This window comes from Dietzia lutea (assembly GCF_003096075.1).
In the GTDB taxonomy this organism is placed as follows: Bacteria; Actinomycetota; Actinomycetes; order Mycobacteriales; family Mycobacteriaceae; genus Dietzia; species Dietzia lutea.
Map to the genome: position 1 here is coordinate 3,052,150 of NZ_CP015449.1, position 26,947 is coordinate 3,079,096.

The 26,947-nt window shown below is 66.5% G+C and carries 24 protein-coding genes and 2 pseudogenes; 7 read left to right on the plus strand and 19 right to left on the minus strand.

Translation table 11 applies throughout. From position 1 onward, the window contains the following. Nucleotides 1–66: 66 nt before the first annotated feature. The 3 genes and pseudogenes from istA to A6035_RS19505 all read left to right on the plus strand — a co-directional run bounded on the left by istA (nucleotide 67) and on the right by A6035_RS19505 (nucleotide 2,546). A complete protein-coding gene (istA, locus tag A6035_RS13990) occupies nucleotides 67–1,302 on the plus strand; it encodes an IS21 family transposase (RefSeq protein ID WP_244192449.1) in 1,236 nt (411 codons plus the stop codon). After that, nucleotides 1,259–1,789, plus strand: coding sequence for a hypothetical protein (locus tag A6035_RS18820; protein WP_235026715.1), 531 nt, complete (start codon nucleotides 1,259–1,261; stop codon nucleotides 1,787–1,789). Before istA ends, A6035_RS18820 begins: the two co-directional genes overlap by 44 nt. After that, nucleotides 1,786–2,546 (plus strand): annotated as a pseudogene (locus tag A6035_RS19505) (ATP-binding protein). The gene A6035_RS18820 and the pseudogene A6035_RS19505 overlap by 4 nt, the downstream one beginning before the upstream one ends. A gap of 781 nt (nucleotides 2,547–3,327) precedes the next feature. Here the strand turns inward: A6035_RS19505 and A6035_RS14000 are convergent. The 6 genes from A6035_RS14000 to A6035_RS14025 all read right to left on the minus strand — a co-directional run bounded on the left by A6035_RS14000 (nucleotide 3,328) and on the right by A6035_RS14025 (nucleotide 9,328). Next, nucleotides 3,328–4,176 (minus strand): ABC transporter permease, encoded by an 849-nt coding sequence (locus A6035_RS14000; RefSeq protein WP_108848350.1) that lies wholly within the window; start codon nucleotides 4,174–4,176, stop codon nucleotides 3,328–3,330. Beyond that, nucleotides 4,173–5,054 carry an ABC transporter ATP-binding protein gene (locus A6035_RS14005; protein ID WP_200836278.1) on the minus strand — a complete coding sequence of 294 codons (882 nt, stop codon included), beginning with the start codon at nucleotides 5,052–5,054 and terminating at the stop codon, nucleotides 4,173–4,175. Before A6035_RS14005 ends, A6035_RS14000 begins: the two co-directional genes overlap by 4 nt. A 230-nt stretch (nucleotides 5,055–5,284) precedes the next feature. Further along, on the minus strand, nucleotides 5,285–6,691 hold the full coding sequence (locus tag A6035_RS14010) for an aromatic ring-hydroxylating oxygenase subunit alpha (RefSeq protein WP_108848352.1): 1,407 nt from the start codon (nucleotides 6,689–6,691) through the stop codon (nucleotides 5,285–5,287). Then, nucleotides 6,688–7,029 (minus strand): 2Fe-2S iron-sulfur cluster-binding protein, encoded by a 342-nt coding sequence (locus A6035_RS19440; RefSeq protein WP_412523597.1) that lies wholly within the window; start codon nucleotides 7,027–7,029, stop codon nucleotides 6,688–6,690. Before A6035_RS19440 ends, A6035_RS14010 begins: the two co-directional genes overlap by 4 nt. Next, on the minus strand, nucleotides 7,026–7,790 hold the full coding sequence (locus A6035_RS14020; RefSeq protein WP_108848355.1) for an SDR family NAD(P)-dependent oxidoreductase: 765 nt from the start codon (nucleotides 7,788–7,790) through the stop codon (nucleotides 7,026–7,028). The genes A6035_RS19440 and A6035_RS14020 overlap by 4 nt, the downstream gene beginning before the upstream one ends. A gap of 2 nt (nucleotides 7,791–7,792) precedes the next feature. Next, on the minus strand, nucleotides 7,793–9,328 hold the full coding sequence (locus tag A6035_RS14025) for an AMP-binding protein (RefSeq protein WP_108848357.1): 1,536 nt from the start codon (nucleotides 9,326–9,328) through the stop codon (nucleotides 7,793–7,795). A gap of 118 nt (nucleotides 9,329–9,446) precedes the next feature. On the opposite strand from A6035_RS14025, the gene A6035_RS14030 reads away from it, so the two are divergent. Further along, the gene (locus tag A6035_RS14030; RefSeq protein ID WP_108848359.1) at nucleotides 9,447–10,580 is read left to right on the plus strand and encodes an acyl-CoA dehydrogenase family protein; all 1,134 of its coding nucleotides are present in this window, start codon (nucleotides 9,447–9,449) and stop codon (nucleotides 10,578–10,580) included. 197 nt (nucleotides 10,581–10,777) lie between these two features. On the opposite strand, the gene A6035_RS14035 is transcribed toward A6035_RS14030, so the two are convergent. Then, nucleotides 10,778–11,389: a TetR/AcrR family transcriptional regulator gene (locus tag A6035_RS14035; protein ID WP_159149226.1), complete on the minus strand. Its 612-nt coding sequence runs from the start codon at nucleotides 11,387–11,389 to the stop codon at nucleotides 10,778–10,780. Nucleotides 11,390–11,520: 131 nt separating this feature from the next. Here A6035_RS14035 and A6035_RS14040 point away from each other — a divergent pair, with 131 nt between their 5' ends. Further along, nucleotides 11,521–12,774 carry an acyl-CoA dehydrogenase family protein gene (locus tag A6035_RS14040; RefSeq protein WP_327511255.1) on the plus strand — a complete coding sequence of 418 codons (1,254 nt, stop codon included), beginning with the start codon at nucleotides 11,521–11,523 and terminating at the stop codon, nucleotides 12,772–12,774. Between the two features lie 213 nt (nucleotides 12,775–12,987). Here A6035_RS14040 and A6035_RS14045 read toward each other — a convergent pair whose 3' ends face one another. The 4 genes from A6035_RS14045 to A6035_RS14060 form a co-directional block, all read right to left on the minus strand. Then, the gene (locus A6035_RS14045) at nucleotides 12,988–13,959 is read right to left on the minus strand and encodes an alpha-ketoacid dehydrogenase subunit beta (protein ID WP_235026522.1); all 972 of its coding nucleotides are present in this window, start codon (nucleotides 13,957–13,959) and stop codon (nucleotides 12,988–12,990) included. Continuing rightward, nucleotides 13,956–14,975, minus strand: coding sequence for a thiamine pyrophosphate-dependent dehydrogenase E1 component subunit alpha (locus A6035_RS14050; protein WP_200836279.1), 1,020 nt, complete (start codon nucleotides 14,973–14,975; stop codon nucleotides 13,956–13,958). Before A6035_RS14050 ends, A6035_RS14045 begins: the two co-directional genes overlap by 4 nt. A gap of 35 nt (nucleotides 14,976–15,010) precedes the next feature. Continuing rightward, nucleotides 15,011–16,420: an aldehyde dehydrogenase family protein gene (locus tag A6035_RS14055; RefSeq protein ID WP_108848365.1), complete on the minus strand. Its 1,410-nt coding sequence runs from the start codon at nucleotides 16,418–16,420 to the stop codon at nucleotides 15,011–15,013. 99 nt (nucleotides 16,421–16,519) lie between these two features. Further along, the gene (locus A6035_RS14060; protein WP_159149227.1) at nucleotides 16,520–17,098 is read right to left on the minus strand and encodes a VOC family protein; all 579 of its coding nucleotides are present in this window, start codon (nucleotides 17,096–17,098) and stop codon (nucleotides 16,520–16,522) included. A 151-nt stretch (nucleotides 17,099–17,249) separates the two neighbouring features. Between A6035_RS14060 and A6035_RS14065 the strand changes: the two genes are divergently transcribed. Continuing rightward, the gene (locus A6035_RS14065) at nucleotides 17,250–18,347 is read left to right on the plus strand and encodes an acyl-CoA dehydrogenase family protein (RefSeq protein ID WP_108848368.1); all 1,098 of its coding nucleotides are present in this window, start codon (nucleotides 17,250–17,252) and stop codon (nucleotides 18,345–18,347) included. Here the strand turns inward: A6035_RS14065 and A6035_RS14070 are convergent. The 6 genes and pseudogenes from A6035_RS14070 to A6035_RS14100 all read right to left on the minus strand — a co-directional run bounded on the left by A6035_RS14070 (nucleotide 18,344) and on the right by A6035_RS14100 (nucleotide 24,673). Continuing rightward, a complete protein-coding gene (locus tag A6035_RS14070; protein ID WP_235026569.1) occupies nucleotides 18,344–19,075 on the minus strand; it encodes a ThuA domain-containing protein in 732 nt (243 codons plus the stop codon). The two genes, A6035_RS14065 and A6035_RS14070, sit on opposite strands and share 4 nt — an antisense overlap. Nucleotides 19,076–19,104: 29 nt before the next feature. After that, complete coding sequence (locus A6035_RS14075; protein WP_108848372.1) at nucleotides 19,105–19,965, minus strand: ThuA domain-containing protein; 861 nt, start codon at nucleotides 19,963–19,965, stop codon at nucleotides 19,105–19,107. Further along, nucleotides 19,962–20,414, minus strand: coding sequence for a VOC family protein (locus tag A6035_RS14080; RefSeq protein ID WP_108848374.1), 453 nt, complete (start codon nucleotides 20,412–20,414; stop codon nucleotides 19,962–19,964). The genes A6035_RS14075 and A6035_RS14080 overlap by 4 nt, the downstream gene beginning before the upstream one ends. Next, complete coding sequence (locus tag A6035_RS14085; protein WP_108848376.1) at nucleotides 20,411–21,310, minus strand: TIGR03619 family F420-dependent LLM class oxidoreductase; 900 nt, start codon at nucleotides 21,308–21,310, stop codon at nucleotides 20,411–20,413. The genes A6035_RS14080 and A6035_RS14085 overlap by 4 nt, the downstream gene beginning before the upstream one ends. Nucleotide 21,311: 1 nt before the next feature. Continuing rightward, entirely contained in the window at nucleotides 21,312–22,343 is a 1,032-nt protein-coding gene (locus A6035_RS14090) for an ABC transporter substrate-binding protein (protein ID WP_208635546.1), read from the minus strand. A 1,118-nt stretch (nucleotides 22,344–23,461) separates the two neighbouring features. Beyond that, nucleotides 23,462–24,673, minus strand: a pseudogene (locus tag A6035_RS14100) (acyl-CoA dehydrogenase family protein). A gap of 135 nt (nucleotides 24,674–24,808) precedes the next feature. Between A6035_RS14100 and A6035_RS14105 the strand changes: the two are divergent. Continuing rightward, on the plus strand, nucleotides 24,809–25,468 hold the full coding sequence (locus A6035_RS14105; protein ID WP_108848380.1) for a TetR/AcrR family transcriptional regulator: 660 nt from the start codon (nucleotides 24,809–24,811) through the stop codon (nucleotides 25,466–25,468). A gap of 27 nt (nucleotides 25,469–25,495) precedes the next feature. On the opposite strand, the gene A6035_RS14110 is transcribed toward A6035_RS14105, so the two are convergent. Together A6035_RS14110 and A6035_RS14115 are read right to left on the minus strand one after the other, a co-directional pair. After that, nucleotides 25,496–26,638 carry a thiolase family protein gene (locus A6035_RS14110; protein WP_108848382.1) on the minus strand — a complete coding sequence of 381 codons (1,143 nt, stop codon included), beginning with the start codon at nucleotides 26,636–26,638 and terminating at the stop codon, nucleotides 25,496–25,498. Beyond that, a complete protein-coding gene (locus A6035_RS14115; protein ID WP_159149290.1) occupies nucleotides 26,635–26,928 on the minus strand; it encodes a Zn-ribbon domain-containing OB-fold protein in 294 nt (97 codons plus the stop codon). Before A6035_RS14115 ends, A6035_RS14110 begins: the two co-directional genes overlap by 4 nt. Nucleotides 26,929–26,947 lie beyond the last annotated feature (19 nt).

The window sequence follows — 26,947 nt, forward strand, 5'->3', positions numbered from 1 at the left end:
GAGGGACCCCTTTCGGAAAGCAGGGTTCTGACGATCGGGTAGCGCGAGTATGAGCATCCGATAGCGGTGCCAGTCACCGTGTGTTCGTGTCGGTTCTACGCGTGGCAACTGGGCTGCGCGTGTTTCCGAACAGGAGGCACGGTGACTGATTGCCGATTGGTGATGTCGCTACTGCTGCAGGACAGGTCCTACCGGGACATCGAGGCGATCGCGGGTTGCTCGCACCGCACGGTCGCGAAGGCGAAGAAGGTGTGTCGCGAGCATGGGCTGACCGCCGCCGGCCAGGTCGAGGCGCTCAGCGGCGAGGAGATCGACGCCTTGTTCGCCGACGGGCGTAAGACGCCGTCGGCGGAGTTCGTGGCCTTCGACGTGGAGGAGATGGTCAAGAGGCGCTCGGGCAAGAAGAAGCTACCGCTGCGAGTGCTCTGGGCCAACTACCTCGACACCGGCGGCACGCCGGGGCAACGGCACTACAGCTATCAGCGGTTCTGCCAGATCATCGGCGAGTACGTCGAGGTAAATCAGCTGACGATGAGGATCATGCACGTGCCCGGGCACACGATGCAGGTCGACTGGGCGGGCACGAAGATGGCGATCTTCGACCCCGTCACCGGCGCTAAGACCACAGTGTCGGTGTTTGTGGCCACGCTGCCGTACTCGGGGATGGTCTTCGCCTGCGGCTGCGTGGACGAGAAGATGCCGAGCTGGCTCGATGCCCACCTTCTGGCCTTCGAGTACTTCGGCGGCGCCGCCCAGGTGATCGTCCCGGACAATGCCTCGACGGCATCGAACCAGATCGCCCGCGGCGACCGGGCCCGCGAGGTCAACCGGGAGTACCGAGACTTCCTCGAATACCACCACACCGCCGCCGTACCCACTCGGCCGGTTCGCCCGAAAGACAAGGGCAACGTCGAAGCCGCGGTGAAGGTGGTGACGAACTGGGTGATCGGACGGCTGGCCGATCGACGGTTCGCGAGCCTGGACGATCTGAACGAGGCGATCGCCGCCGAGGTGGAGGCGATCAACGACCGGACACCGTTCCGCGGCCAGAAGACCAGCCGCCGCGAGCTATTCACCGAGCACGAGAAGTCCGAACTGATCGCTCTGCCCGAGGCTCGCTGGCAGCCGGTCATCTGGAAGAAGTCCAAGGTCAACCGGGACTATCACGTCGAGATCGCCACGGTGAAGTACTCGGTGCCCTACACCTTCGCCGGCCAGCACGTCGATGCGGGTGATCACCGGCCCCACACTCACGGTCATGGCTGGCGGGGAGGTCATCGCCTCCCACACCGTCTCCGGTAAGCGACATTCGTTCGTCACCGCCCCTGACCACGTGCCCGCTCAGCATCTGCAGTCATCCGACCTGTGGTCGCGGGCCTACTTCGTGCGCCAGGCCCACAAGATCGGGCCGCACACCGTCGCCGCGATCAGCGAGGTACTGGATCGTCAGCGCATCGAAGCGCAGGGCTACCGCTCGTGCCAGAACATCCTCGCCCTCGCCCGCGGGGACAACAAGCAGCTCCTCGAGCGGGCCTGCGGCCAACTCGTCTCTAAAACCGCACGCCGGGCGATCAGCTACACCGCCGCCAAGTTGGCGGCCCTGCGAGCCCAGGCCGCTTCCCGGCCCACGACCACGGCGGCGCCGCCTGCAACGACGGCCCGGTTGGAGCCGCCGGCGGGGCGGCGAGATACCACCGGAGCGCATCTGGCCGGGCCTGAGCAGTTCAGTCTCGCCGCCCTGACCGGCCGCCCGAGCGCCGGCATCGCGGGGCAGGAGGAGCTGCAGTGACTGAACGTCATCTCACCGACGCCGACATGCCGCTGTTCACTCAGTTGAGGATGACCGCGTTCGGACAGACCGTCATCGATCTGGCCAACGATCCCGCCTGCGACGAGTGGACGTTCTCCGAGAAGATCTTCCACGCCCTAGACAAAGAGATCACGGCCAGGCAGGAACGCCGGACCCAGAAACTACTCAAGGCCTGAAAGATCGCCAAACCCTGACGCCTGCGTAGAAGAGATCCGCTACCTGCCTGACCGCAACGTCAACCGCGAGCTAATCGCACGTCTTTCCAGCTGTCAATGGATCGACGCCACTCGTAATCTCGTCGTGCTCGGCCAGTCCAGCGTGGGCAAGACCTACCTCGCCCAGGCGCTTCTCAATGCCGCGTGCCGAAAGTACTACACCGCGAGGTTCTTCCGCCTCGACGACCTGGCCAACCGGCTCGCCGTGCTGGAGCCGACCTCGCAGCGCAGGCTGGACTTCCTCACCGACCTGCACAACTGCGACCTGCTGGTTCTGGACGACTTCCTGACCACCCCGGTGGCCCCGCACACCGCGGCGGAGCTGCTCGGGCATCCTTGCCGCTCGGGAAGGGCGAGGATCGACTCTGGTGACCTCGCAGTTCGATCCGCCCGATTGGTACAAGTCGCTCCAAGACGCGGTCATCGCCGAATCGATCCTCAACCGCATCGTCGCCGGCGCCGAGATCATCGCCCTCGACGGACCCAACATGAGACGACACCTCGCCACGGCAACGCCATAGCGGCCAAGCGGTCGGACGGGCCGCTATCCGATGCCCGTCCGACCGCTACCCGATCATCAGAACCGCGCTTTCCGAAAAGCGTCCCAAACAGGTCAGCCCGGCGCACCTCGAGGAGCAGCTTCCGTGGACCAGCCGCCCGCCGGCCGCCACCCAACGTATCGAGCTGTTCGCGACGCCGCCCGTACAGCCCGGCTGGCTGCATCCTCTGGCGCCACCATGCATCGGGCTTCCACACCAGCTGCCGGACGAGGCCCTCCATTTTAGCGTCGCTGACGACTCTGGTTGCCACCGCCCGGCGGGGTGAGGTCCACATCCGATAAGTGCGTGCGGCGATCTTCAAGGCCTGCTTTGCGCAGGCCACGGCAAACCGACTCGACCGCATGCTCTTCGGCCCTCATATGGTCGACGAGTTCGCAGATCACCGGCAACGCGGTCGAGCTCCCCCGCGAAGAAGATTGAGGCCCGGCGCATGCTCTCCGGGTTTTCGGTCAGCCGTTGGTTCTCGGCCGTGGGACGGTTGGGCTTTGCGTTGTCCTTGGTGCTGGTGCCGGGGCGTGTCCGGGCGTCGATGTTGGGTGCGCGGCCCACTTCCGGATTGTCTGCTTGTCCGCGGGATCGATTTTGTTCGGCGTGTAACTCTCCTCCTGGGCTTGTGGAGGAGGTGGCGGGGAATCTGGGGCGGTTCGATTCTCGCCTTGTTTGGGCTGGTACCTGGGGGTTGGGTGTGGTTGTGGTGACGGTACGCCTGGGGGTGGTGTCCGGGCGCACCGTCGGGTGGGGGTTATTGCCAGCGGAGGAGCCAGCGTTCGAAGCGTTCGGTGAGGAAGCCCAGGACGACGGCGACGAAGGCGAGCATGACCAGGACGGCGAAGACGCCGTTGGTGTTGAGGGCGTTGGAGTTGGAGACGATTTCCAGGCCGAGTCCGTTTCTGGCGGCGATCATTTCGCTGGCGACGACGCCGAGCAGGCCGTAGGTGACGCAGAGTCGGAAGCCGGCCATGACGGAGGGTACGGCGAAGGGTAGGGCGACTTTGCGCATGACGGCCCAGCCTTTGAGTCCCAGGAGTTTGGACACCGATTGCAGGTCGGGGTCGACGTTGCGGACGCCGGCGCGGGTGTTGAGCAGCATGATGAATACGACGATGGACACTGCCAGGACGACTTTGGCCCAGATGGTCAGTCCGAACCAGAGCAGGAACAGTGGTGCGAAGGCGATTCGGGGCAGGCTGTTGAGGGGGACGATGAAGGGTGAGCTGATTTTGTCGAGGAAGGGCGAGAGGGCCAGGATCAGTCCGATCAGGACGCCGGCGGGTACGCCGATGGCCAGGGCGAGCATGGTGGCTTGCAGTGTTGCTGCGGTCTGTTCAAGGAGGTTGCCGTTGACGAGCATCTCGACGAACTGCTGGTAGGTGCCGATGGGGCTACCGAAGAAGCGTTCCTCGATGACGCCTATGTTGACCAGCAGTTGCCAGCCACCCAGCACCAGGACGATGAAGCCGATCTGTCCGATGAGTACCAGTCCGCGGCGTTCGGCCAAGGGGACTTTCTTGGTGGGCGTGGCCGCCGGTGCCGCGGAGGGCTGCTCGCCCTCGGAAGGCCGCTCGACCTCGGGGGGAAATGTCCTGGTCACTTGGTCTCGCCTTCCTGGAGCTTGTGGAACAACTCTTCGTGGAGTTCACGGAATGTGGGTTCGAACATCAGGTCGGCGAGATGCTCAGAGCGCGGTCTGCGCAGGTCGACGAACTGGTCGGTTGCTATCCGGCCCGGGCGGGGGAGCATGACCACGACCCGATCGGCCAGCAGGAGTGCTTCTTGGAGGTCGTGGGTGACGAACAGCACGGTCTTGGGGGTTTCGGAGGTCTCGAGGATGCGGGAGAACTCGGCCTGGATGCGCAGTTTGGTCTGGGCGTCCAGGGCGGCGAAGGGCTCGTCCATCAGCAGGATCGACGGGTCGGGGGCCAGTGTGCGGGCGATCGCGGCTCGCTGGCGCATGCCGTGGGAGAGCTGTCGGGGGAAGGCTTTGCCGAATCCGTTGAGTCCGACCATGTCGAGGAGTTGGTCGGCGCGTTCCTGGGCGCGTGTACGTGACCAGTTCTTGTCCGTCTCGAGTCCGAGGGTGACGTTGCGTTCGATGCGCCTCCAGGGCAGCAGGCCGTCGCGGGCGAACATGTAGCCCACGCTGGGTGGGGGGCACTTGGGGACCTCGCCGTTGACTGTCAGTGATCCGGAGGTCTGCTTGACCAGCCCGGCGAACATGTTGAGCAGGCTGGTCTTGCCACAGCCGCTGGCGCCGACGAGGGCGACGAACTGGCCCTGGGGCACCTCGAGGGTGACGTTGCGTAGCGCCTCGACGCCCTCGGAACGCCCGGTGCTGCCGCTTGAGGGGTAGGTCAGGGTCACGTCGATGGCGGACAGGGTGGCGGCGCCGGGTTCCGGTGCCCGATGGTGGCCCGTGGTCGGGCCGGGGACGCCGACAGCCTCGTCCGGCGTGGTGTAGTTCATTGTCATTTCACTTACTCCCGATTCGGCGGACCCGGCCAGGGCGTCGCCATGATGCTTGGTGATGGTTCTGACGAGACAGTTCGCGGCGGGGTGTGAAAAAATGCGCCACCGCACTCCGCGGGGTCCTCGCGAGTCAACGGGCCAACAACCCGCCTGCCCTCCGCCACCGCTCACCAGAGATTGGGTGGCAGACGCTCGGCTGCTCGCCGAGTTGACCCCTTCAAATGTTACCTCCCTCACATCTTCTTGGTCATGGATGGGTCCTTTTGGGCGTACCTGAGTAGTGTTCGGTAGAAGTTGATGATCCGGATCTCGGATGCTCCTACGGTCACCTCGGTCACGGCTCGGCCATGTAGGCCCTGTTGGACTTCGCCGATATTGTCGAAGTCCTGATCCAGGACGAGTCCGAAGCTGGTGGTGTCGATGCTCAGATGCTCCGTGGGTGCGGGCTCGGGCATCGGCTCGTTCAGATCGGGCACCCGCAGGGTGTAAATGTCGAACCAGCATCGGTCGGGGTCGGTCGCGTGGGGGCGGGCCCGGAACAACAGCATCGCGCCGGCGTGGAGATTGAACGCCATCGACGGGAAGATGTGGTAGTGGTAGTCGTCCACGAGCTGGGCTTCGACCAAGCCCGAGTAGTCGTGGCCGAGTATCTTGCCTCGCTTGCGGGTCTCCTCGATCAAGTGGTCCCGGACCGTGCCGGGGCCGATCCACTCCCCGTTGTCGTCGAAGTGCTCGGGGGGGAAAGTGAGCTTCTGCGGTGGTGGGGGCGGTGTCTTCTTATCGCGCGTGGCCACCTTGCCGGCGACGGTGTGGTACTGCTCGTACACCTCGGCCTGGTCAATGTGCTCGAGCCGCATGCTCGGCACGCCGAACGGCACGATCATCCGGGTGTGGTCGCCCATGACCTGAAATTTGGTGTTGAAGTCGTCGATGTACGGCATGATCTGCGGGTGGATGCCCTGGACGTGGTAGGTCTCGATGAAGGCTTCGAGCACGACTTTCCAGTTGCAGGGCAGCTCGACGACGGTGTGCATCGTGGCCCGGAGGTTCTCGAGGTGGTACGGGGTCAGCTGCTCGACGATCGGTCCGAGGTAGTCGACGAGTGTGGGACCGTGGGGATCGGGGTTGAGGAAGACGAAGCCCCCGAAGACGTCGCAGAGGATCTCGCCGAGGTCCAGGTCGTCCTCGTCCGCGCCGGGGAACCACTGCTTGTTCGGGATGTCCTTGAGTGAGCCGTCGAGTCCCCAGCACCAATAGTGGTACCCGCACCGGAGTTCGTCGCTGTTGCCCGAGCCCGTCCGGATGAGCTTGCCGCGGTGACGGCAGGTGTTCTGGAAGGCCCGCAGGACCCCATCCTCGCCCCGCACGATGAGGTAGGACTGCCGGCCGATGACGTACTCGTGGTAGTCACCGACGTTGGCCACCTCCTCCTCACGGCAGGCGAGCTGCCACGTTGCCATCCAGACCTTCTCGAACTCCTCCGAGAGCACGTCTGGGCTGGTGTACCGCTCGGTCGGGATTTTGGTGTCCTGTGCGGTGATGCCCAGTTCCTCCGGGAACTGGAGTTCCTGCGGGAACTCGATGCGGTTGGCGTGGACGTTGCTGTGTATCTCGTTGAGCTGTTCTTGGTCGATGCTCATTGTTGATTCCTCGGCTCTTGTGGTCTTACGCCGCGGCGTCGCACGGTGACGTCTGCTCGGAGTGTGGTCTGGCAGGCCAGCCGCTCGGATTCGGGTCGGAATGCGCCTCGTATCTTGCGTAGAGTGCTGCGCTCCTCGTCGGAGGCTTCAGACATTGCTTCGGCGCCGTCTTCGATCTCCATGACGCATCGGGCGCATCGTGCGTGGCCTCCGCAGATGGTGGGCCAGTAGTAGCCGGCTCGGTGCGCGGCGGCCATGACGGTCTCGTTCTCTGCCACCGACAGGACGATTCCGGAGGGAAGGACCCGGGCCGTTGTGTGTGGGACAGGTTCGGTCAAAACTTGACCATTTTCGTGAAACCCCCGTCCGCCACCACGTTGACGCCGGTGATGATGCTCGCCGCCGGGCTGGACAGGAAGGTGACCACCGAGGCGATCTCCTGCGGGGAGGCCATCGATCCGCGGGGAATCATCCCGAGGATGCGCTCGAACATCTCGGGGTTGTTGGTGCGGACGGTGTCCCAGGCGCCGCCCTCGAACAGCACCGGTCCGGGAGAGACGGCGTTGCAGCGGATGCCCTCGCCGGCCCACTTCTGGGCGTAGCCCGAGATCTGGTGGATCAGCGCGGCCTTGAGGGAGCCGTAGGCCACGGTCGGGTCGCCGAAGGTTTCGGTGGCGGCGGTGGTGCCGAGCGCGATGACCGAGGCGCGGGAGGACTTCTGCAGGTGGGGATGTGCGGCGACCATGAGGTGGTGGAAGCCCAGCACGTCGATGCGGAAGTTGCGCTCCCATGCCTCAAGTCCGGGGCCGCCCATGCCGCTGACGTTGGACACGACGATGTCCAGGCCTGCCAGGTCGTCGGCGGCCGAGGTGACCCAGCGGTTGATCTGGTCGGCGTCGGAGACGTCCACCGGTGTGGCGTGGACGCGTCCGGGTCCTTGGGTGGTGAGTTTCTCGGCGGCCTCGGCGAGTTGGTTCTCGTCGCGTCCGCAGATGGCGACGTTGGCCCCTTCTGCCACCAACTGCGTGGCGATCGCGAATCCGATGCCGCGGCTCGCGCCGGTGATGAGTGCGTTCGCGCCGGTGAGTCCAAGGTCCATTGTCAGCCTCCGATGGTTCGGGTGTCAGGCCAGAAGGTCTGGCGCAGTTGTCGCTTGTTGAGTTTGCCCATGTCGTTTCTGGGCAGTCGGTCGACGAACTGGTAGCTGCGCGGGCATTTATAGCCCGCCAGTTGCTGTCGACAGAACGTGTCGAGGTCGGCCTCGGTGACCGGGCCGCTGACGCTGACCAGGGCGCGCAGTTCCTCGCCCATGTCGGTGTTAGGTACGCCGATCACGGCGACGTCGGTGACCGCCGGACACTGCGAGAGCACCCGCTCGACCTCGGCGGGGTAGATGTTCACCCCGCCGGAGACCACCATGTCCACGTCCCGGTCGGTGATGTGGACGTAGCCGTCGGCGTCGAGGTATCCCACGTCGCCGAGGGTGAAGGTGCCCGGTTCGAGGTGGGCCTGGGCGGTCTTGTCCGGGGCGTTGTGGTACTGGATTCCGCGCAGTGAGGCGTCCCGGAAGTACAGCCTCCCGGTCGTCCCGGGGTCCTGGGGGGTGCCGTCCCGGTCGACCACCACCGCCTGGAAGCCGGGGACTGTGCGGCCGACCGATCCGGGGTGGTCGAGCCATTCGGTCGCGCTGATCCGGCACAGGGTGCCGGACTCGGTGCCGCCGTAGACCTCCTCGACCACCGGCCCCCACCACCGGATGACGGCTCTTTTGACATCGGCCGGGCACGCCGCCCCGGTGAGGATGACCTTCTGCAGGCTCGAGGTGTCGAAGCTCTCCCGCTCGGCCGACTCCAGGGCCAGCAGGCGCGACAGGTGGGTCGGGACCATGACCGAGGACGCCGACCCGTTCTCCTGCACCAGACGCAGGAATCCACGCGCGTCGAAGCGCGACGGGAGCACGATCGTGCGTCCGGCCAGCAGTGCCCGCACCGCGATCAGCGGACCGTTGTGATAGAGCGGACCGGCGACCTGGTGAGGTCCCTCGGGCAGCATCCGGCCCGCGGAGGCGAGCTGCTCGATGTGCTCGGCGACGGTCTGGCCGGGATCGGCGACCCACCGCACGCGGGTCCCCTTGGGGCGACCGCTCGTTCCCGAGGTGTAGAGCAGGGGTGCGACCGGGGCGGCCGCCGGACGCGTCCCGTTGGGCTGTGCGGCCTCGATGGCCGCCTGCCAGGACGACTCCGCCGCGTCGCCACCCCAGTAGAGGCCGGTGAATCCGTGGCGGGTGTCCAGACTGTCCACCGTCTGCGCCACGCCGGCCCCCCCGAGGAGCAGCTCGATGCCGGCGTCGTCGATCAGATAGGCGAACTCGTCGCGCGCCAGCTTGGGGTTGATCCCGACCGGGGCCCGCCCGGACACCAGGCAGGCCAGGTACGACACGAGCGTCTCGGGAGTGTTCGCCCCCGCGACTGCGACGTGCCCACCCGGGCGGACGCGCTCATCGATCACGGCGGCCAGGCGTTCGACGCGATCACGCAACGACGCCCATGACACGCTGCCCTCGTCCGTGACCACAGCCACTCCGGGGCGCATCGACCATGATCCAATGAGCAGGTCATCCACGCTTCGGCCTTCCATCCCGTCCAGACTTACTTTGGCTTGACCCCAGTAACCTATGCTCTTACTCTAGGCGGAGTCAAGTATCGAAATGTGACCGAGATAACCAGGAGTGGCGTTGAGGGACTCAATCCGAGACATGGGATTCGACGAGTATCTGGATGTGATCCGGCGCTTCTCGCAGGAGGAACTGCGGCCACGCGAAGGGGAGGTCGAGCGGGAGGACCGGATTCCCGAGGACCTGGTGGAGCGGATGCGCGAGCTCGGCCTGTTCGCCATCAGCATTCCCCGCCAGTACGGGGGCCTGGGCTGGTCGATGACCGAGCAGGTCCGGCTCACCATGGAGTTCACCCAGGCCGCCGCGGCGTATCGGTCGCGATTCTCCTCCACCATCGGGTTGTGCTCGCAGGCGCTGCTCGATCACGGCACCGACGAGCAGCGCAGCCGGTGGCTGCCGGCGATGGCGTCGGGTCAGTGCACGGCCGCCTTCGCGCTGACCGAGCCGGAGGCCGGATCCGACGCGGGGTCGGCCCGCACCACCGCCACCCGTGACGGCGACGAGTATGTGATCAACGGACACAAGCGTTACATCACCAATGCGCCCATCGCGGACCTGTTCCTGGTATACGCCCGTACCGGTGGCGACGGCAGCGCGGGCATGTCCGGTTTCCTGGTCCCGGCCGGCACGCCCGGCCTGCGGGTGGACCCGCAGAAGCCGATGATGGGCCAGCGGGGGTCTCTGAGCACCGAAGTCCACTTCGAGGACTGCCGGGTTCCGGCGGGCGCCCTCATCGGCGGCGTCGAGGGCAACGGTCTGCGCTCGGCGCTGCGCGGTATCAACTCCGCCCGCACCCATGTGGCGGCCACCTGCGTGGGTCAGGCCATGCGGCTGGTCGAGGAGGCGACGACCTACGCCCTGGGCCGTCACCAGTTCGGGCAGCCGATCGCCGATTTCCAGTCGGTCGAGAACCTGTTGGCCGACAGCCAGGCCGAGACCCTGGCCGGGCGGGCCCTGGTGCTGCACTGCGCGCAGCAGTTCGATGTGGGGCCGATCCCCGTCCCGGAGATCTCCGCCGCGAAGTACTTCTGCAGTGAGATGGCCTGCCGGGTGGCCGACCGTGCCGTCCAGGTCCTCGGTGGCGCCGGATATTTCTCCGAACACGCCATCAGCCGCTTCTACCGGGACGTGCGTCTGTTCCGGTTGTTCGAGGGCACTTCGCAGATCCAGCAGCAGCAGATCGCCAGACATCTCAAGTCCGCGCACTCCGGCTGAGACCGCCATCGCCGGCGCCCACCCGCATGCCCAGTGCCGGGCGCCGGCCGCGGCATGCGCAGGTCGCATCGTGCCCCGACGGCAGTGGGCGAGCGTGAGTGACAAGCCACTACGAGTGCAGTAGTTTCTTTACAGGCGATACGGAAACAGATGGCCGGACACCGGAGATGACGATGACAGAGCCGACGTCGGGGCCGTCAGGTCCCGCCCACGAGCGAGCACGCGATGGCTCGTGCGGCTCGTTCGGTCGTCGCGAAGCCACGGCCCGCCGGAAGTCTGTCCTGCAAGGTGGTCACCACGACCTCGTGCATCAGGGCCAGGAGTGCGACCGCCTGTGTCCACAGTTCGAGTTCGCCGGCCTCCGGGCGCAGCCTGCCCAGCACCTCGACCAGTCGTCGGGTGAACGCCTGCTGCGAGGCGTCGTAGGCGTCACGAACCTCGGGAGCGGCGACCGACGGCGCGGTGATGAAGTAGAAGCGGGCCATGAGAGGGTCCCGGCGGACCCACCGGGTGAAGGCCTCGATCATCGATCCGGCCCACGCGGTGGCCTCCTGTGTGGGGGCGACCTCGTCCAACAGCGCGTCGATGTCCGGCTCGGCGCACTCGAGCAGCGAGACCAGCAGGTCGGACTTGGAGGCGAAGTGGTAGTACATCGCCGCAGCCGTGACGCCGGCACGATCGGCGATCACCGACATCGCGGCCAGGTCCCCACCCTGCACACCCGTGACCCCGAACTCCTCCAGTGCGGCCCGCAGGATCTGCGGCCGACGCGAGGGCCGGTGCGCCGGCTTCTTGCTGGTGCCTGCCACTCGACCTCCCTCGACAACCGGGTGAGGGCGGCGCGCCTCACATCGTGCCTCGAGGTTATCCCATCGCCCACAGCGAGGTGGCGGCCGATCGATCGTCTCGCACACCCACTCGCCCCCCAGGAGTAAGGAACATGATGTCTGACTCGTATCCCGATCTCGCCGACTGGCGCCTGCAGGCCCGCCAGTGGCTCTCGGAGCGGCTGCCCCTGCGGTCGTCGGAGATCGCGCAGGACTCCTCGAGATCGGACGCGGTTCCGATCTTCCACAATCTGTCCTTCGAGCAGGAGGCGGAGCTCATCGAGGCGGCGTGCGCCTGGCAGCGGGAGAAGTACGAGGCCGGCTACGGCGCGATCGGCATGCCCACCGAGTTCGGGGGACTCGGTTTGCCCTCGCCGTACCTGCATGCGTTCGCCGAGGAGGAGTCCCGCTTCCTCACGCCACCGTCGACGGAACTGCACGGTGTCACCGTCGGACTCATCGCCCCGACCATCGCCGCACTGGGCAACGCCCAGCAGCGGGAGCGCTTCGTGGCCCCGATGCTGCGGGCCCAGCTGCTGGCATGCCAGTTGTTCTCCGAGCCTGCCGCGGGATCGGACCTGGCCGGGTTGACCACGCGGGCCGAGCGCGACGGCGACGACTGGATCGTCAACGGCCAGAAGGTCTGGACGTCCGGCGCCGGGTTCGCCCACTACGGCGAGCTCATCGCCCGCACGGATCCGAGCGTGCCCAAACACCGGGGCCTGACGGCCTTCATGCTCGCCATGGACACCCCCGGGGTCGAGGTCCGCCCGATCCGCCAGATGTCGGGGGGATCGTCGTTCTACGAGGTCTTCCTCACCGATGTCCGCATCCCCGACACCGACCGACTCGGGGAGATTGGCGGCGGCTGGAAGACCGCCCTGACGACCTTGGGTTTCGAGCGCGGCAACGCCGGTCACCGCCAGGTCGGCGGGACCTTCGCCCAGCTCCTGGACCTGGTCGGTCGGTGCGGGCGCGGACAGGACCCCGACACCAGGCGTCGACTCACCGACGCCTGGATCGAGACCCGGGTACTGGAACTGGTCGGTCAGCGCATCAGCAACGCCTCCGTGCGCGGGGAGGCCCCCGGGGCGGTCGGCTCGGTGCGCAAACTGCTCTGGGCCCGCAACCTCAGCCGGTACTCCGAGGTCGCCACCGCCGCGCTGGGCTCCAGGCTCACCGCCGACACCGGACAGTGGGGCACCTACTCGTGGGGCGAGCACGTCCTGGGCGCCCCCGGCTTCCACATCGCCGGCGGCACCGACGAGGTCCAGCGCAACATCATTGGCGAACGGGTCCTGGGCCTGCCCCCCGAGCCCCGCATCGACAAGGACGTGCCGTTCAACCGCGTCCCGCGAGACCACTGACGGCCCCACCGCACCGAGCGATCCCGCCCGCCGCAGGGGCCGGTCATCAGTCGCGGCCGCCTCCTGTGCCAGTGGCTCGAGTCCACCCCTTCCAGGTCGGCGATGGGCGCCGCCGATGCCCGCACCACAACGAGGAACCGGGCCGGGAGAGTGGTCTCCCGGCCCGGTTCCTCGTGCATCCGAGTGCTCACCGGATCGCCGGTGGGCACCGGGTCACACCCGGGCGTATGCCCCGCGGACGGTCTCCATGATCCGGTCGACGGACGGTATCGCGGCGTCCTCGAGCACCCCGGCGTGGGGCAGTGGGATGTGCGGGGTGGTGATACGCACGGGGGCGGCGGTCAAGGAGGAGAAGATTTCCTCGACGACGATGGAGCAGATCTCCGCTCCCCAGCCACACAGACGGGGGTTCTCCTCGACGGTGATCAGGCGCCCCGTGGACCGCACTGCCTCCAGGATCGTGGTGGTGTCCAGGGGCACCAGGGAGCGCACGTCGATGACCTGGCAGTCGACGCCGTCGGCGGCCAGGAACTCCGCCGCTTTCAGGGCGCGACCGACCATCATGCCCACGGCGACGATCGTGGCGTCTCGGCCCTCGCGGACGACCTTGGCCTTGCCGAGCTCGTCGACGATGTCACCGTCGGGGACCTCTCCCTTGGACGACAACAGGCCCTTGTGTTCGACGAACATCACCGGATCGGGATCGCGTACGGCGGCGGCCATCAGGCCGATGACATCGGCCGGGGTGGACGGGGCCACGACCTTCAGGCCGGGGATCGCCATCAGCCAGTTCTCCACGCTCTGCGAGTGCTGGGCGCCGAAACGCAACCCCCCACCGGCGTTGAACCGGATCACCAGGGGCAGCGGGAGCTGGCCGTTGGTCATGTACGAGGACTTGGCGATCTGGTTGGACACCAGGTCCTGCGCCACCAGGACGAAGTCGGCGAACATCATCTCGGCGATCGGACGCAGCCCCGAGGACGCCGCGCCCATCGCGGCACCGATGATGGCCTGCTCCGAGATCGGGGTGTCCATCACCCTGCGGGGGCCGAACTCGTCGAGCAGCCCGCCGGTGGTCTTGAAGACACCGCCCGGTTTGGCGACGTCCTCCCCGATGAGGAAGACGCGGTCGTCATGTCGCATCTCCTGCTGGATGGCGCGGGTCACGGCCGCGCGGTAGGTCATCGTCGCCACGAGGAATCTCCATTCGCCCACACGTTGGTCATCAACGTATCCACTGCCGGCAACGGGGAGGCGAGCGCGAAGTCCGCGGCCTGCTCCACCCGCTGAATGATCTGCTGTTCCATCTCGTCAAGATCCTCGGCTGGCACCCCGGCCTCCACCAGACGCGCCTTGTACATGGGGACCGGGTCGCGGCCGATCCACTCGTCGATCTCCTCCTGAGGCCGGTACTTGCCCGGGTCGGCGCTGGCATGTCCCAGATGGCGGTAGGTGACCGCCTCGATCAGGCTCGGACCCTGACCCGCGCGGGCACGCTCGATGGCGGCGCTCGCCGCGGCGTGGAGCAGGTCCGGGTCGTTGCCGTCGACCTCGATGGCCGGCAGCCCGTACGAGGCGGCACGATCGGCGGCGGGCCGGTCCACGGCGGTGACGTCCCGGATCGGCGTGTACTCCATGTACTGGTTGTTCTCGCAGACGAAGATCACCGGAAGCGACCAGATGGCGGCTAGGTTAATCGCCTCGTGGAAGGCACCGATATTGGTGGTGCCGTCCCCGAAGAAGCACACGGTGACCGTGTCCTCACCCTTGTACTTCGAGGCCAGGGCGGCGCCGGTGGCCACCGGCAGGTGCGCACCGATGATCGCGTACGAACCCATCATCCCGTGATCGACGCTCGTCAGGTGCATCGAGCCACCCTTGCCGCCGTTGAGGCCGGTGGCCCGACCGAGCAGTTCGGCCATCGTCTCGTTCATCGGCACGCCACGGGCCAGGGTGTGGGCGTGACCACGGTAGGTGGCGTAGGTCTTGTCCCCCTCACCCAGCAGAGTGCCGAATGCGGCCGCGATCGCCTCCATGCCGATGGACGAGTGGCCCGGCCCGGTCTTGCCGGAGTTGAAGATCCTCATCCACCGCTTCTCGAAGTGACGGATCTCCACCATCAGGCGGTACATGTCCCGCCGCACCTCGGACGACGGGACGTCCTGCGTTCCCGCGTCCGACTCGATTGTCGTTGCTGTCACCTTGTTCTCCTCATCTTCAGCCGTGTCCTGGCCTGTCAGGGCATCTGGACGGACTGCGGCTCCAGGTACTCGTTGATTCCGTAGCGTCCGAGTTCTCGTCCGTATCCGGACTGCTTGAACCCGCCGAAGGGCGCGGCGGGGTTGAAGGCACCACCGTTGACTGCGACCTGACCCGTGCGCATCCGACGCGCCAGACGGGCCCCGTGCTCGGGATCGGAGGTCCACACCGACCCCGACAGCCCGTACTGCGAGTTGTTCGCCACGGCGACCGCCTCGTCCTCGCCCTCGACCGCGTGGATCACCAGGACCGGACCGAAGATCTCCTCCTGAGCGATCCTGGCGTCCGGATCGACCTCGGAGAAGATCGTCGGCATCACGAAGTGGCCACCCGTCAACTCCGCGGGACGATCGGTCCCGCCCAGCAGAAGGCGTGAGCTGTTCATCCCGTCCCGGATGTAGTCCAGCACCGATCGGCACTGCGCCGCCGAGACCATCGGCCCGACGGACGTGTCGGATTGTCTCGGATCGCCGACCACCCGCTCGGCCGTGGCGGCGACCAACCGGTCCTCGATCTCACCGAGGAGACGACGGGGCACCACGAGCCGGGTCATCGCGGCGCAGGTCTGACCGTTGTTGACCAGGTACCCGTTGACCGCGGCGGGGATCACCAGGTCCAGATCGGCATCCTCGGTCACGATCGTCGCGGATTTGCCGCCGAGCTCCAGGGCCACCTTCGTCACGTTCCGGGCGGCGTTCTGGGCGATCGTGGCGCCGGCGCCGGTGGAACCGGTGAAACTCACGAAGTCGACGTCCGGATGCGACGACAACGCCTCGCCGACCACCGAGCCACGCCCCTGGACCACGTTGACCACACCGGCGGGAACGCCCGCCCGCTCGAGCTCCTCGACGAGGATGTACGCCGTCAACGGGGCCTGCTGCGGCGGCTTGATCACCGCAGTACAGCCAGCGGCCAGGGCCGGGGCCAGCTTGGCCACGACCTGGTACAGCGGATAGTTCCACGGGGTGATCGCCGCTACGACACCGATCGGAAGCCCGCGAACGCGCGAGTTCCCGATCCGCTCCTCGCCGACCGAACGCATCGCCTCGATGGTGGTGCGCAGGACCGCGACCGGGAGCCCGGCCTGGACGCGCTCACCGAACGCGAGGATCGAGCCGACCTCGCGCGCACTCGAGACCGCGATGTCACCGGCCCGTTCGGACAGACCGTCGGCCAGAGCCGACAGCATCGCCAGACGCTCCTCGACACTCGTGGCCGACCACCCGGCGAACGCCGCCCGGGCGGCACGCACGGCGTCATCGACGTCATCCGCCCCGGACATCCCCACCGACGCGATCACAGATCCGTCGACCGAGTCGTGGACATCGACACTGTCGACCCCCGAACGCCAACGACCCGCTATATACGCGGACGGACGAGTCTCCATGCTCCCTACCTCTTCCAGTCAGACAGGGTCCTGTTGTCTCGGTCACAGTAGCGACTTACAAGTTGCTCTGTCAAAAAAGACACATGCTATAGAAACTAGTCAGCGTAGAGAACGGACGGGGTCCGAACCGTCCCACCCCGCAGCGGCGTCACGCACCATCGCGTACATGTCGAGAATCGGCCGGTCGCGCTGATAACACTCGAGCACCCCGCCGCCGGGCTGGGCGAAGAAAGCAAAACGCACCTGGCGGGTCGCGCCCTCGACGATCGGTGTGGCCCCGGCCGCCGCGAGCCGCTCGATCTCGGCATCCAGATCGGACACGATCCAGGCCACATGGTGCGGACCCATACCCGGCGCGGTGAACGCCGCCCGCACCGTTTCCGGCTCGAGTCGGTGGTACTCGATCAGCTCGACCTGGACCGGGCCCCACTGCCCCATAGCGACCGACTGATCCACCACGGCCTCCACGGCCCCGTCGGCGCCCCGGTACGGGTGGAACATCCACTCCGTCGCCACATGGTCGACCACGAAGAACGGCCCCGCCCCGGTGAGCCGACTGAACTCCAGCGCGGCCTGCCGCAGATCCTCGACCAGGTACGCGACCTGGACCACCACGCCGTCCGGGTAGGCGCCACCGACCCCCCGCCCGGCCGGATCACCGTGATCAGGCTCGCTCACAGAACACCTCGCTACTCTCCGGCCGCCGCCGCGGCCCTGTGCGCACGCTGCGCATCCGGGCGAAACGCGAGAAGAAATGGCCCTACTCTTCCTCGGTTTCTTGACACTTGCTACGGTAACTCAGTAAGTCCCACCGCGATGGAGGATCGCCATGCTCGCCGAGCTCACCGAAGACCAGAAGGAGATCCGAGATCTCGTCCGCACCGTCCTGGCCACGAGGCCTATCGGGGGCACCGGCGAGCTGTCCCTGCCCGAGCAGGCACGCGCGGACTGGGCCACCCTCGCCGAGGAGCTCGGCGTGGGCGCGTTACTGGTGCCCGAGGACCACGACGGCCTCGGACTGGGCTTCGCGGAGTTCTGCGCCATCCTGACCGAGTGCGGCCGCGCACTGTCGCCGGCACCGGTGCTGTCCTCTGGCCTGGCCACACTCGCGGTCCAACTGAGCTCCTGCCAGACCGCCCGCAACCGGTGGCTCCCCGCCTTCGCCACCGGCACGATCGGCGCACTGGCCCTGGCAGAAGACGACGACCAGTGGTTCGCCACCACCCCGGCCACCCGCGCAGAACTCCTCAACGACGACACCTGGCGCCTAACCGGCCACAGACTCTTCGTCCAGGACGCCGAACTCGCCGACGTCATCGTGGTCACCGCCGCCACCACCCACGGACGCGGCCTGTTCCTCGCCCGCACCGACGACCCCACCGTCACCATCACCCCGATGCCCACCATGGACCCGTCCCGCGGCCAGGCCACCGTCCACTTCGACGCCACCACCGCCGACCGTCTCGACACCCACACCCCCGACCTCGTCGACACACTGCACGACCACGCCCTGGTAGCACTCGCCGCCGAACAATGCGGAATCGCCGAACACGCCCTCGACCTCTCAGTCACCTACGCCCGCGAACGCCACCAATTCGGCCGCCCCATCGGCTCCTTCCAAGCCGTCAAACACCACTGCGCCGACATCCTCGTCGACGTCGAACGCATGCGCTCCATCACCCAACACGGCATCTGGGCCATCCAAACCACACACCCCGAACGCACCACCATCGCCGCCGCCGCCCAAGCCATCTGCTCCGAAAGCGCCGTCACCACCACCCTCACCGCCATCCAAATCCACGGCGGCATCGGCTTCACCTGGGAACACGAACTACACCGCTACACACGCCGCGCCAAAACCAACGAAACCTACCTCGGACAACCCGCCACCCACCGCAACCGCATAGCCGACCACATCACCACCTAAACACCAGACCCACCCGCAACCCAGGCCACACACCGGCTCAACACAGTACGAAACTCCATCGAGGACCAACTGCCTCGATCGACCCGTTCAAGATCTTCGACCCCGAGATCCTGGATATCGAAGCGGCCACGACAATGCCCGAGGGTGAAGTAACACACCGTGCCCTCCCCGAACGATCTCGTATAGAGCACAGGCTGCCGCGCAATAACCGCACGAGCGTCTACGAAACCGGGGCAATCCCCGACATAATCGGCGTGCAGGATCACGTCCAGGTCTCCCGCCACCTCACTGACGTATAACTCGTCCGAGACCGTGAACGGACCGATTCCTTCGATCAGCGGGTGACCAGGATCGGACACCTCGACTCGATACGGAACGATTGGAGGGTGGCCCCGGAACTTACTGCCGAGCAGGTGAGCTATCCCAAGCTCCGGCGATGCGGAGAAGCGCCCCCCGGGTTCCGAAGGTGGATCGATCGCGGCGTTGGTCGCATGCAGAGCGAGCCACCGTCCCCCGCGAGCCAAGAAATCCGCTAGTTCCGCCTGCTGCGTCGGGTCCGGACGCACGTCGCACGTGTAGGTCACAAGTACGTCGGCGCCCGGCAGTGCGCCGTTCGTCGCATAATCCTCGAACACTCGCGTCCGCACGTGCTCGTGCTCCCCGAGCATCGTCAGCACACCGAGGCGGGCGTAGTCGAAGTCGTGCCACCGACCACCGCACACGAACACCGCGTCCAAGCGACCTGCCGGCCCAGCCATCAGCGGCCGTTCACGCGGATGAGGGAGTCGTCGATGTTCCTGTCGATCGGTCGCGGCGCGGCCGCCGCCGCCTGGCGGGCATCCGACGACAGCACCCAGTCGACCGAGTTACCCACCAGGCGTGCGTAGTCGTCGTTCAGCAACGTGCCTCCGCCGTCACCGGGCAGCAGTGTCACCACCGGACTACTGCCCGCGGTGGTGCTCCACCCAAGCAGATCACTTGGCACGGGGCAGCACCACCCGTCACGCTGTGGCCGCCGCAAGACCGCGTCGAACGCCGACCGGTAATCGGAAGTCGGTGGCACACTCTCCAGTCGCACGAGCGGGTGGACGTCGTCCTCGAACACGACGGCCGCGTACAACTCGTCCTCGAGTTCGAGGGACTCGACACCCGCGGTCACGGGGTGAGACTCGTCGACGACACGCGCTCGAAACCGGCCGTGGTAGTACCCGGAATCCTCGTGGGCGCGGCCGCGGAGGCGGGCCGGACGGTAGTGGAATCGACCACCAATCGCGTCGGCCCAGCCCGGCCAGGCCGGCCATCCCGCAAGGGCGTGATGCAACACGACGAGACCGGTACCGGCCTCCAACAGGTCCGCGATGGCGTCGACCGTCTCCGGGCCGGGTCCGGCCGGGGTCGGCGCCGAGCCAAGGGACAGCGCAAGGCCCGGAAGGTCGTACATGAGGACCGCGTCGAAGTCCTGTGTAGTCCGATCCGCCAACTCCGCACCGAGATCCCGCGCCGCCCTCCTGACAACCCAGCCCCGCTCGGCTGCCAGTCGGTCGATAATCCGGGTGAACGACGCATCGTCGATCTTGTGTCCGCCGGTCAGCACGAGGACGCGGCGGGAACCCGTCATCGCCGACCCTCCGCCGCGGCCCTCGGATTCGCCGGACGCTCGATCAACTCGAGGGTGTGGCCGGCCGGGTCGCGGAGGAAGCAGATCGTGTTGCCGTTCGGTACCGCTACCGGCTCCGTCTGCGTCGCAGCGCCTGCCGTTTGCGCGCGTTCAAGCGTTGCGCGGAGACTCCGAACGTAGAGAGTGATGAAGTGGTGCGCGTATCCGCTCTCATCCTGGGTTGGGGGACGGTAACGACGGCCACCGCCATCGAAGAACTTGACGACGCTGCCGTCCGGTGCGGTGACCCAGATTAGGCGCCCTCCGTCGCCGAGGCCAAGGCCGTCGGTCATGGCGGTCGGCAGGTCGACCTCTCGGGTGACCTCGAAGCCGAGTACGTCACGGTAGAACGCCGCGCACGCACGGGCGTCCCCAACCACCATGGCCGTCTCGATCGACTCGGTGCTCATTCGGCCTCCACACAATCCTTGAGAAGTTCGGGCAGGCGCGCCCAGGCAGCCGGGGAGTCGATTCCCCGCCAGAAACTCGCGTCGATGATTACGGCGTCCATCCGATGTTCGCGGGATCGGTCCACCATCCGAAGCACGCCGTCCACTCCGTTGGGCTCGTCCTCTCCCCCGGGACGCTCGAGGAAGAGGCGCTGGTACACCTGCAGTGGATCGCGCCCCCGGGGTCGACGGGTGTTCATCTCGTCAACCAGCTCACGGTTCTGCGCCGGATCGCCGACCGGGTTCCAGATGTCGAATTTCGCGATCGTACGTTCGATCCCCCGCGGAGAAAGCATCCCCGATAACAGTGGTGGACGCGGTGAACGTACGGGCTTGGGATCGACGTCCGACCGTGGGATCGAGAAGAATTGGCCATGAAACTCGACTGGGTCGGGGCCCCAACAGGCCTCGAGCGCGTCTATCAACTCGTCACAACGCCGGCCACGTGTCCGGGGGTCGACATCCATCTGGGCGTGCTCCTCGTCAGACCACCCGACGCTGAAACCGGCAACCAACCGGCCATCCGACAGTAGGTCAACCGTGGCCAGGCTCTGTGCGAGTTCAACAGGCCGGTGATAACCGGCAACGAGGATGCTCGACCCGATTACGGGCCGTTCGGTCCATGCGGCCATAGCTGCCATCGTCTGAGTCGCCCCGAGGACTGAGCGGTATTGTTCGGGGACCGGACGTCCTTTGTGGCCCGCATAGGCGGACGCGACCTCGTAGGGGAAGAATAGGTGTTCCTGTACCCACAGTCCGCCGTACCCCAGCGCCTCGGCGGACTGGCAGAAGTCCTTGAGGACGGCTCGATCGACGTGTGGCCCCAGTTGGGGGACGGACAGACCGACCGGTGTCATATCAGTTCTCTTCAGCTGCCGCGACCGGGGAGAGGAGGGTGTCGCAGTTCTGTTCGGGGGTCTCGGCGACCTGACCGTGGCGAACCGCACCCTCGAGCGCAAGCATCAAGCTATTGCAGCTCAGGGTGGTGGTGAGTCGGATCATCGGTCCGTCTTCCGCCAGCGCGAGCGCCGCGGTCTGGCCGTCAACTCCGAACGCGTCCTGGAGAATGGGCTCGACCTCCGAGGCGTTTGCGGGATTCTGGACGAAGTCGATCGCCGATTCCATGGTCTCGCAGAACGCCTGTGCGGCATCTGGATTCTCGTCGAGCCACCGGGCGTTCGCGATCCAGCCAGCCTGCATCTGGTCGCTGATCTGGTCCGGTGCCTGTTCGGCCACGTCGAACACGACCTCTCCGCGATCACCGAGCATCTGCGTGAGGAACGGCCATGTCCACAGTAGATCGACTTGTCCGGTCTCAAGCGAACTCAGAGCCGCCTCGCCGACGCCGGTGGCGATAAAGTCTAGATCGTCGGAGCTCAAGCCAGCCTCCTCGATGATGTCGAGGGTCCAGAAGTGGACGGCTCCCTGCAGTACCGGTACGCCGAAGGACATACCCTTCCACGATCGCACGGCCTCCTTCCAGTCCTCGCCGTCCGCGATTGCGGGTGCACCGCCGGCCGCGCGCACGATCGACCCCCATTGCCGGTCCGTGGTGCCACAGAACAACCTGGCTTCGCCACCATCCTGGTTGTACTTGGCAGCGACGATGGGCGACTGATCGACGACATCGATCGAGTTGTTCGAGAGTGCGGTCACGACCGTGCCCGCGCCTGTCATCGGCACAGTCGTCACGTCCAGCCCCGCCTCCTCGAACATTCCCCGCTCGAGGGCGACATGTGCGGGAAGGTGATCGGCCGTCGGCTGGAGGCCGAGGACGATTTGCGCCCCGCCTCCGGGGCCACCGTCCGCACCGCCTTCCGATCCGCCGCAGCCAGCTGTGGCGAAGACGGACAGCGCGACAACCAGACTCCCGAATACTGACCGCTTCACGATCAACCTCCACACCATGATCTAAGTCCGCCGAGGTGGGACTTACTGGACAGCAACTATAGTGAGGTGGATCATAACTGCGCAAGCGGAACGTGATTTGGCGGCGGTACGTTCGTCGGCCGGACGGCGTCCATTCGACGGCCCGAAGTCCTGTTCCGTGACATCCGTAGAGTCGGTTCCGAGGCGCGCTGTTCTCCTAATCACCTCATATGAGCCGCGTCTGTTGACCCCAGCAGTGAGCGTTCGGTCCGGCAAAGTGATCGGGGCTCCTGCCCAGTCGTAGAGCTGCCTGGGACTGTCCATGGGGCTGTCGCCCTGGTTCCTGCCAGACGTTCGTTACGCGGCGACTCGCCGCGGCGAACCAGGGGAGTCCGTCAGTCAGCCTCCGCCTACTACCCGTCCAAAGGGGACTGCCGAGGCGCGGTCCATAGTCCACTCACTGCCGAACGAACGGCGAAGCGACCTCGGTCGGCTAAGTACGTGAGGTTTAGGTACGCGGCCGGCGGGTGAGGCGCCCTTAAGTGGTGTGTGGCCGCGGTGGACTACTTCTCGTTTTGGACGTCGGCGGCAGGAGTGGGCAGGTCCTTGTAGATATCTCGACCGATGTAGCGCTTAGGCAGCGAATGATCTCGCGTCTGCTGAACGCTTCGGCGGTGCGCTGGGCGACGTAGTCGCGGGTGGGTTGATGGTGCCTCATGCGGACGATGGCGACGATGTAGAGCGCGCTGTTGGTGGCGCGGCCACCGCCGCGGCCGAGCCGGTGCCGGCCGCTGCTGGCCGACTCCGGTGCGACGCCCCCTGAGCTTCGCGAACGCGGCCTCGTTGCGGATCCGTTCGGCGTTGTCGCCGGCGGTGACGAGGAACTGGCCAGCGATCTCGACGCCAACTCCGTGCAGCTCGGCGATGCACGCCGAGCTGCACGACCCGGTGGTCCTGGCGTACCTTGATGCGGATGGCGTTATAGGTAGATGACCGGGCAGGGCCGATGACATCTGGCCTGGCGACCCATATCGGGAGATGCACCCTAGTAGCGGTCGACGTGCACGCAGTAGGAGTGGATGAGGTCCACCACCTCGCGGTGGGTCTCCCAATCGAGCGGCGGCGCTTCCGGTCGTGCGTCATCCGCGGCCGCCGACGGGCCCGAGTTCCTCGCCGCGCCGAAGCTCGTGTCGTGCGACGACCTCCTTGTGGACCTCTTCCAGCCCGTCGGCGATGTGCAGCCCCCGCGCCGTCGCCCCACCAACGCGCGAGTGGTGTGTCGTCAGACAGCCCCAGGGCTCCGTGGACGTTCATCGCCCGGCTGATGACATCTAGAGCGGTCCTCATGGCGATAACCTTGACTTGCGATATTTCCGACCGCGCTTGCCGCGAGCCGATGGTGTCGACCAAGTGGGCGGTCCGTAAAACGAGCAATCGGGCCTGGTCGAGTTGCATGCGGGACTCCGCCAGGTCGGAGCGGAACATGCCCTGATCCGCCAACGGCCTGCCGAAGGCGACCCGGCTCCGGGCGCGCTCAGTGGTCATCTCGAGTGCTCGTTCACTCATTCCGATCATGCGCATGCAGTGCTGGAGGCGGGCGGCGGCCAGTCGGACCTGCCCTACGCGGAACCCCCTCCCTCCTCCCCCAGGAGGTTGGTGACGGGTACCCGGACGTCGGTGAACAGGACCTCGCCCTGATCTCCGTCGAAACCGAGCACGGGCAGCGAGCGGACGATCTCGACGCCCGGGGCTTTCGCGGGCACCGCCACCACACTGTGTCGACGGTGAGAGGGGGCGTCGGGGTCCGTACACCCGACGACGAAGATCCACCCCAATCGGGGATTGATCGCGCCGGTGATGTACCACTTTCGGCCGTTGACCACGTACTCGTCACCATCGCGCCGGATGGATGTCTCGATAGTGGTTGCGTCACTGCTCGCCACGGCCGGTTCCGTCATGGCGAACGCTGATCTGATCTCGTCGTTCTTCAGCGGTTCGAGCCACCGTCTCCTCTGCTCCGGGGTAGCGACGGCGTCGAGCATCACCATGTTGACCGAGTCGGGGGCGGACCCGTTGATCGCGGCGGGCGCCAGGTCAGGGCTTCGTCCGGTGATCTCGGCCAGGTAGCAATAGTCGAGATTTGACAGTTCCGCCTTGTCGACCAGCCCGAGGTTCCACAACCCCAGATCGCGGGCGATCTTTTTGAGTTCGGGAAGCACCGGGGCCTCGCCGACGCCGCCTTCGGCGCGCCAGTGTTCGTACACTGATTCGGCAGGCAGAACGTGTTCAGCCATGAACTCTCGTAAGATGAACAGAAGCCGAGTGGCCAGCGGGGATGGAGTGAGGTCCACAGGATTACCTTCCTGTCGAGACGGCACAGACGTGCCGTCTGTCACAGTTTGTTGAGTGCTTGTCTAGTTATAGACGTACGATGGCATGACGGTGGCCGGAACCGAGCGATCATTCACAACGAAAGGGCGAGCCCGATGGGACGACGAGCACGCGAGAAGGAGTCGGCGGGAGTCGCATCCGAGACCGGCGCCACTGCGGCCACGTCCTCGCGCCGTCCGGCCCACCGCCCCTCCCGAAGAGGGGAGGTCATCGAGGCCGCGTTGCGGGTATTTTCGAGGCTCGGGCCCGAGGCGTCCGTCGCCGAGATCGCGGCGGAAGCCGGTATGGCCCCGGCGGCCATGTACTACCACTTCGACTCCAAGGATCAACTGCTCGGCGCTGTCCTCGAGCGCATCGGGCAGGAGATCACCGCGCTGACACGGGATGCCGACGGCGAACTCCACGACGTCCACACCGCAACCCGACAAGTGTGGGAATGGATGGAGTCGCACGACGAGGAGGCCCGGCTCCTCTATCTCTGGATGGTCCCACCCGCAGCCGAGGCCGACTTGGCGCGTCGAGCGTTCTTCGAACGCCACGTTGCCCAGGTGGGTTCCCGCATCCGCGGCTCGCGACCCAATAGCCGCCCAACGGTACTGGAGCGTCTCGCCACCCGCACCGTCATCACCCTGATGCTCAAGGTGAGCACGGCACGCCTCACCGACGAGGAGACCCGCAAGTGGAGCACTAGCGAGATCGTCGAGGCGCTCACGGACGCACAGACCCAGATACTCTCGGCTTCGACACGTGTCTGATCTTCGTGGAGCCCCGGCTGGGCCGCGCTACCTGGACAGGATGGTGCAGGCACTCAGCCCGGGTGCTCCATAGACATGGTTCAGGGCGGTCTGAGGCCCGTTACGGACCTGACGCACCCCGGCGGTGCCGCGGAGCTGGAGTACCGACTCGTGGATCTGGCGGAGAGCGCTGGCGCCGATGGGCTCGCCGTTGGCAAGACAGCCGCCGTCGGTGTTCACGGGAATCTGGCCGGTCAATTCCGTCGCCCCGTCGAAGATCAGCCGTTCTTGCTCACCGTGCTCGCAGAGTCCCACCTCGGCCATGTGGATGACCTCCGCGCCGCTGTCGGTGTCCTGGAGCTGCGCCAGATCGATATCGCCGGGTCCGATGCCGGCGGCCTCGAATGCCGCCGACGCGGCGTCGGCCGAGACGCTCACGCCCTCAACGGGCGAGAACGCGGGCGAGAACACCTCGAACGATCCCGGGCGCCGAGTCCGGTGGGTGAGGGACCGTATGTGCACCGGCGTCGACGAGTGACGGTGGGCGTCGTCGGCCCGGCACAGCAGCACCGCGACCGCACCGTCCCCCGGGGAGCAGAACATGTACTTGGTGAGCGGATCCGCGACCATCATCGACCCGGCGATCTCGCTCTCCCTCACCGGAGTCCGCCGCCATGCGTTTGGGTTGTGCTCCGCGTTGCGGAAGGCCTTCGCCGACACCCGCGCCAACACCGAACGGTCCACGTCATGCTGCTCGAGGTAACGCTGGATCTTCATACCGAAGAACTGGGTGGTGACCATCAGCCCGGCATCGCCGTACCACTCCGGCAGACCGCGGTCCCTCGGTCGGGGAGCGAATGATCCCCGAGCATGGCGGTCGAAGCCGACGGCGAGAGCGAGTCGGGCCTCGCCCGCTCGGATGGCATTGGACGCCGCGAGTAGCGCACTCGCGCCGGTGGCACACCCGTTGAAGACGTTCATAAAAGGGATCCCGGTGAGCCCGAGTGGCCCGAGAAGGTTGTCGGCATGACCACCGGAATGACTCCCCCCGGCTGCGAAGTGCACGTCCGACCACTCTGCGCCCGCATCGGCGAGGGCACCACGGACAGCGTGGACGGCCATTTTCGGCACGGAGCGGGGATTGCGGCCGAACTCGGTAATTCCGATTCCCGCGATCGAAACGCCGGTCATCGGGTCACCTCCGCGGACGTCGGCGCGAAGGCGAACGTCGACAACGGTGCGCCCTGGGAATCCGTGGAATATTCGACGGGGACGATGTGCATCCTGTCGCCGATGCGGACGCCGCCCGGCTCCACCTCGGCCAATCGGCCTTCGACACACACGCCCGACTCGAAGGCGACGTAGCCGACCAGATACGGGGAGAAGTCCTCCGCGGATTCCGCGCCGGCGTACGGGGGAGACGGGGGTCGCACCGACTGCGTCGTCCAGGTCCAGAGCTCGCCCTCGGTTGGAAGATCCACCGCGGTGGTGGTCTCGCCC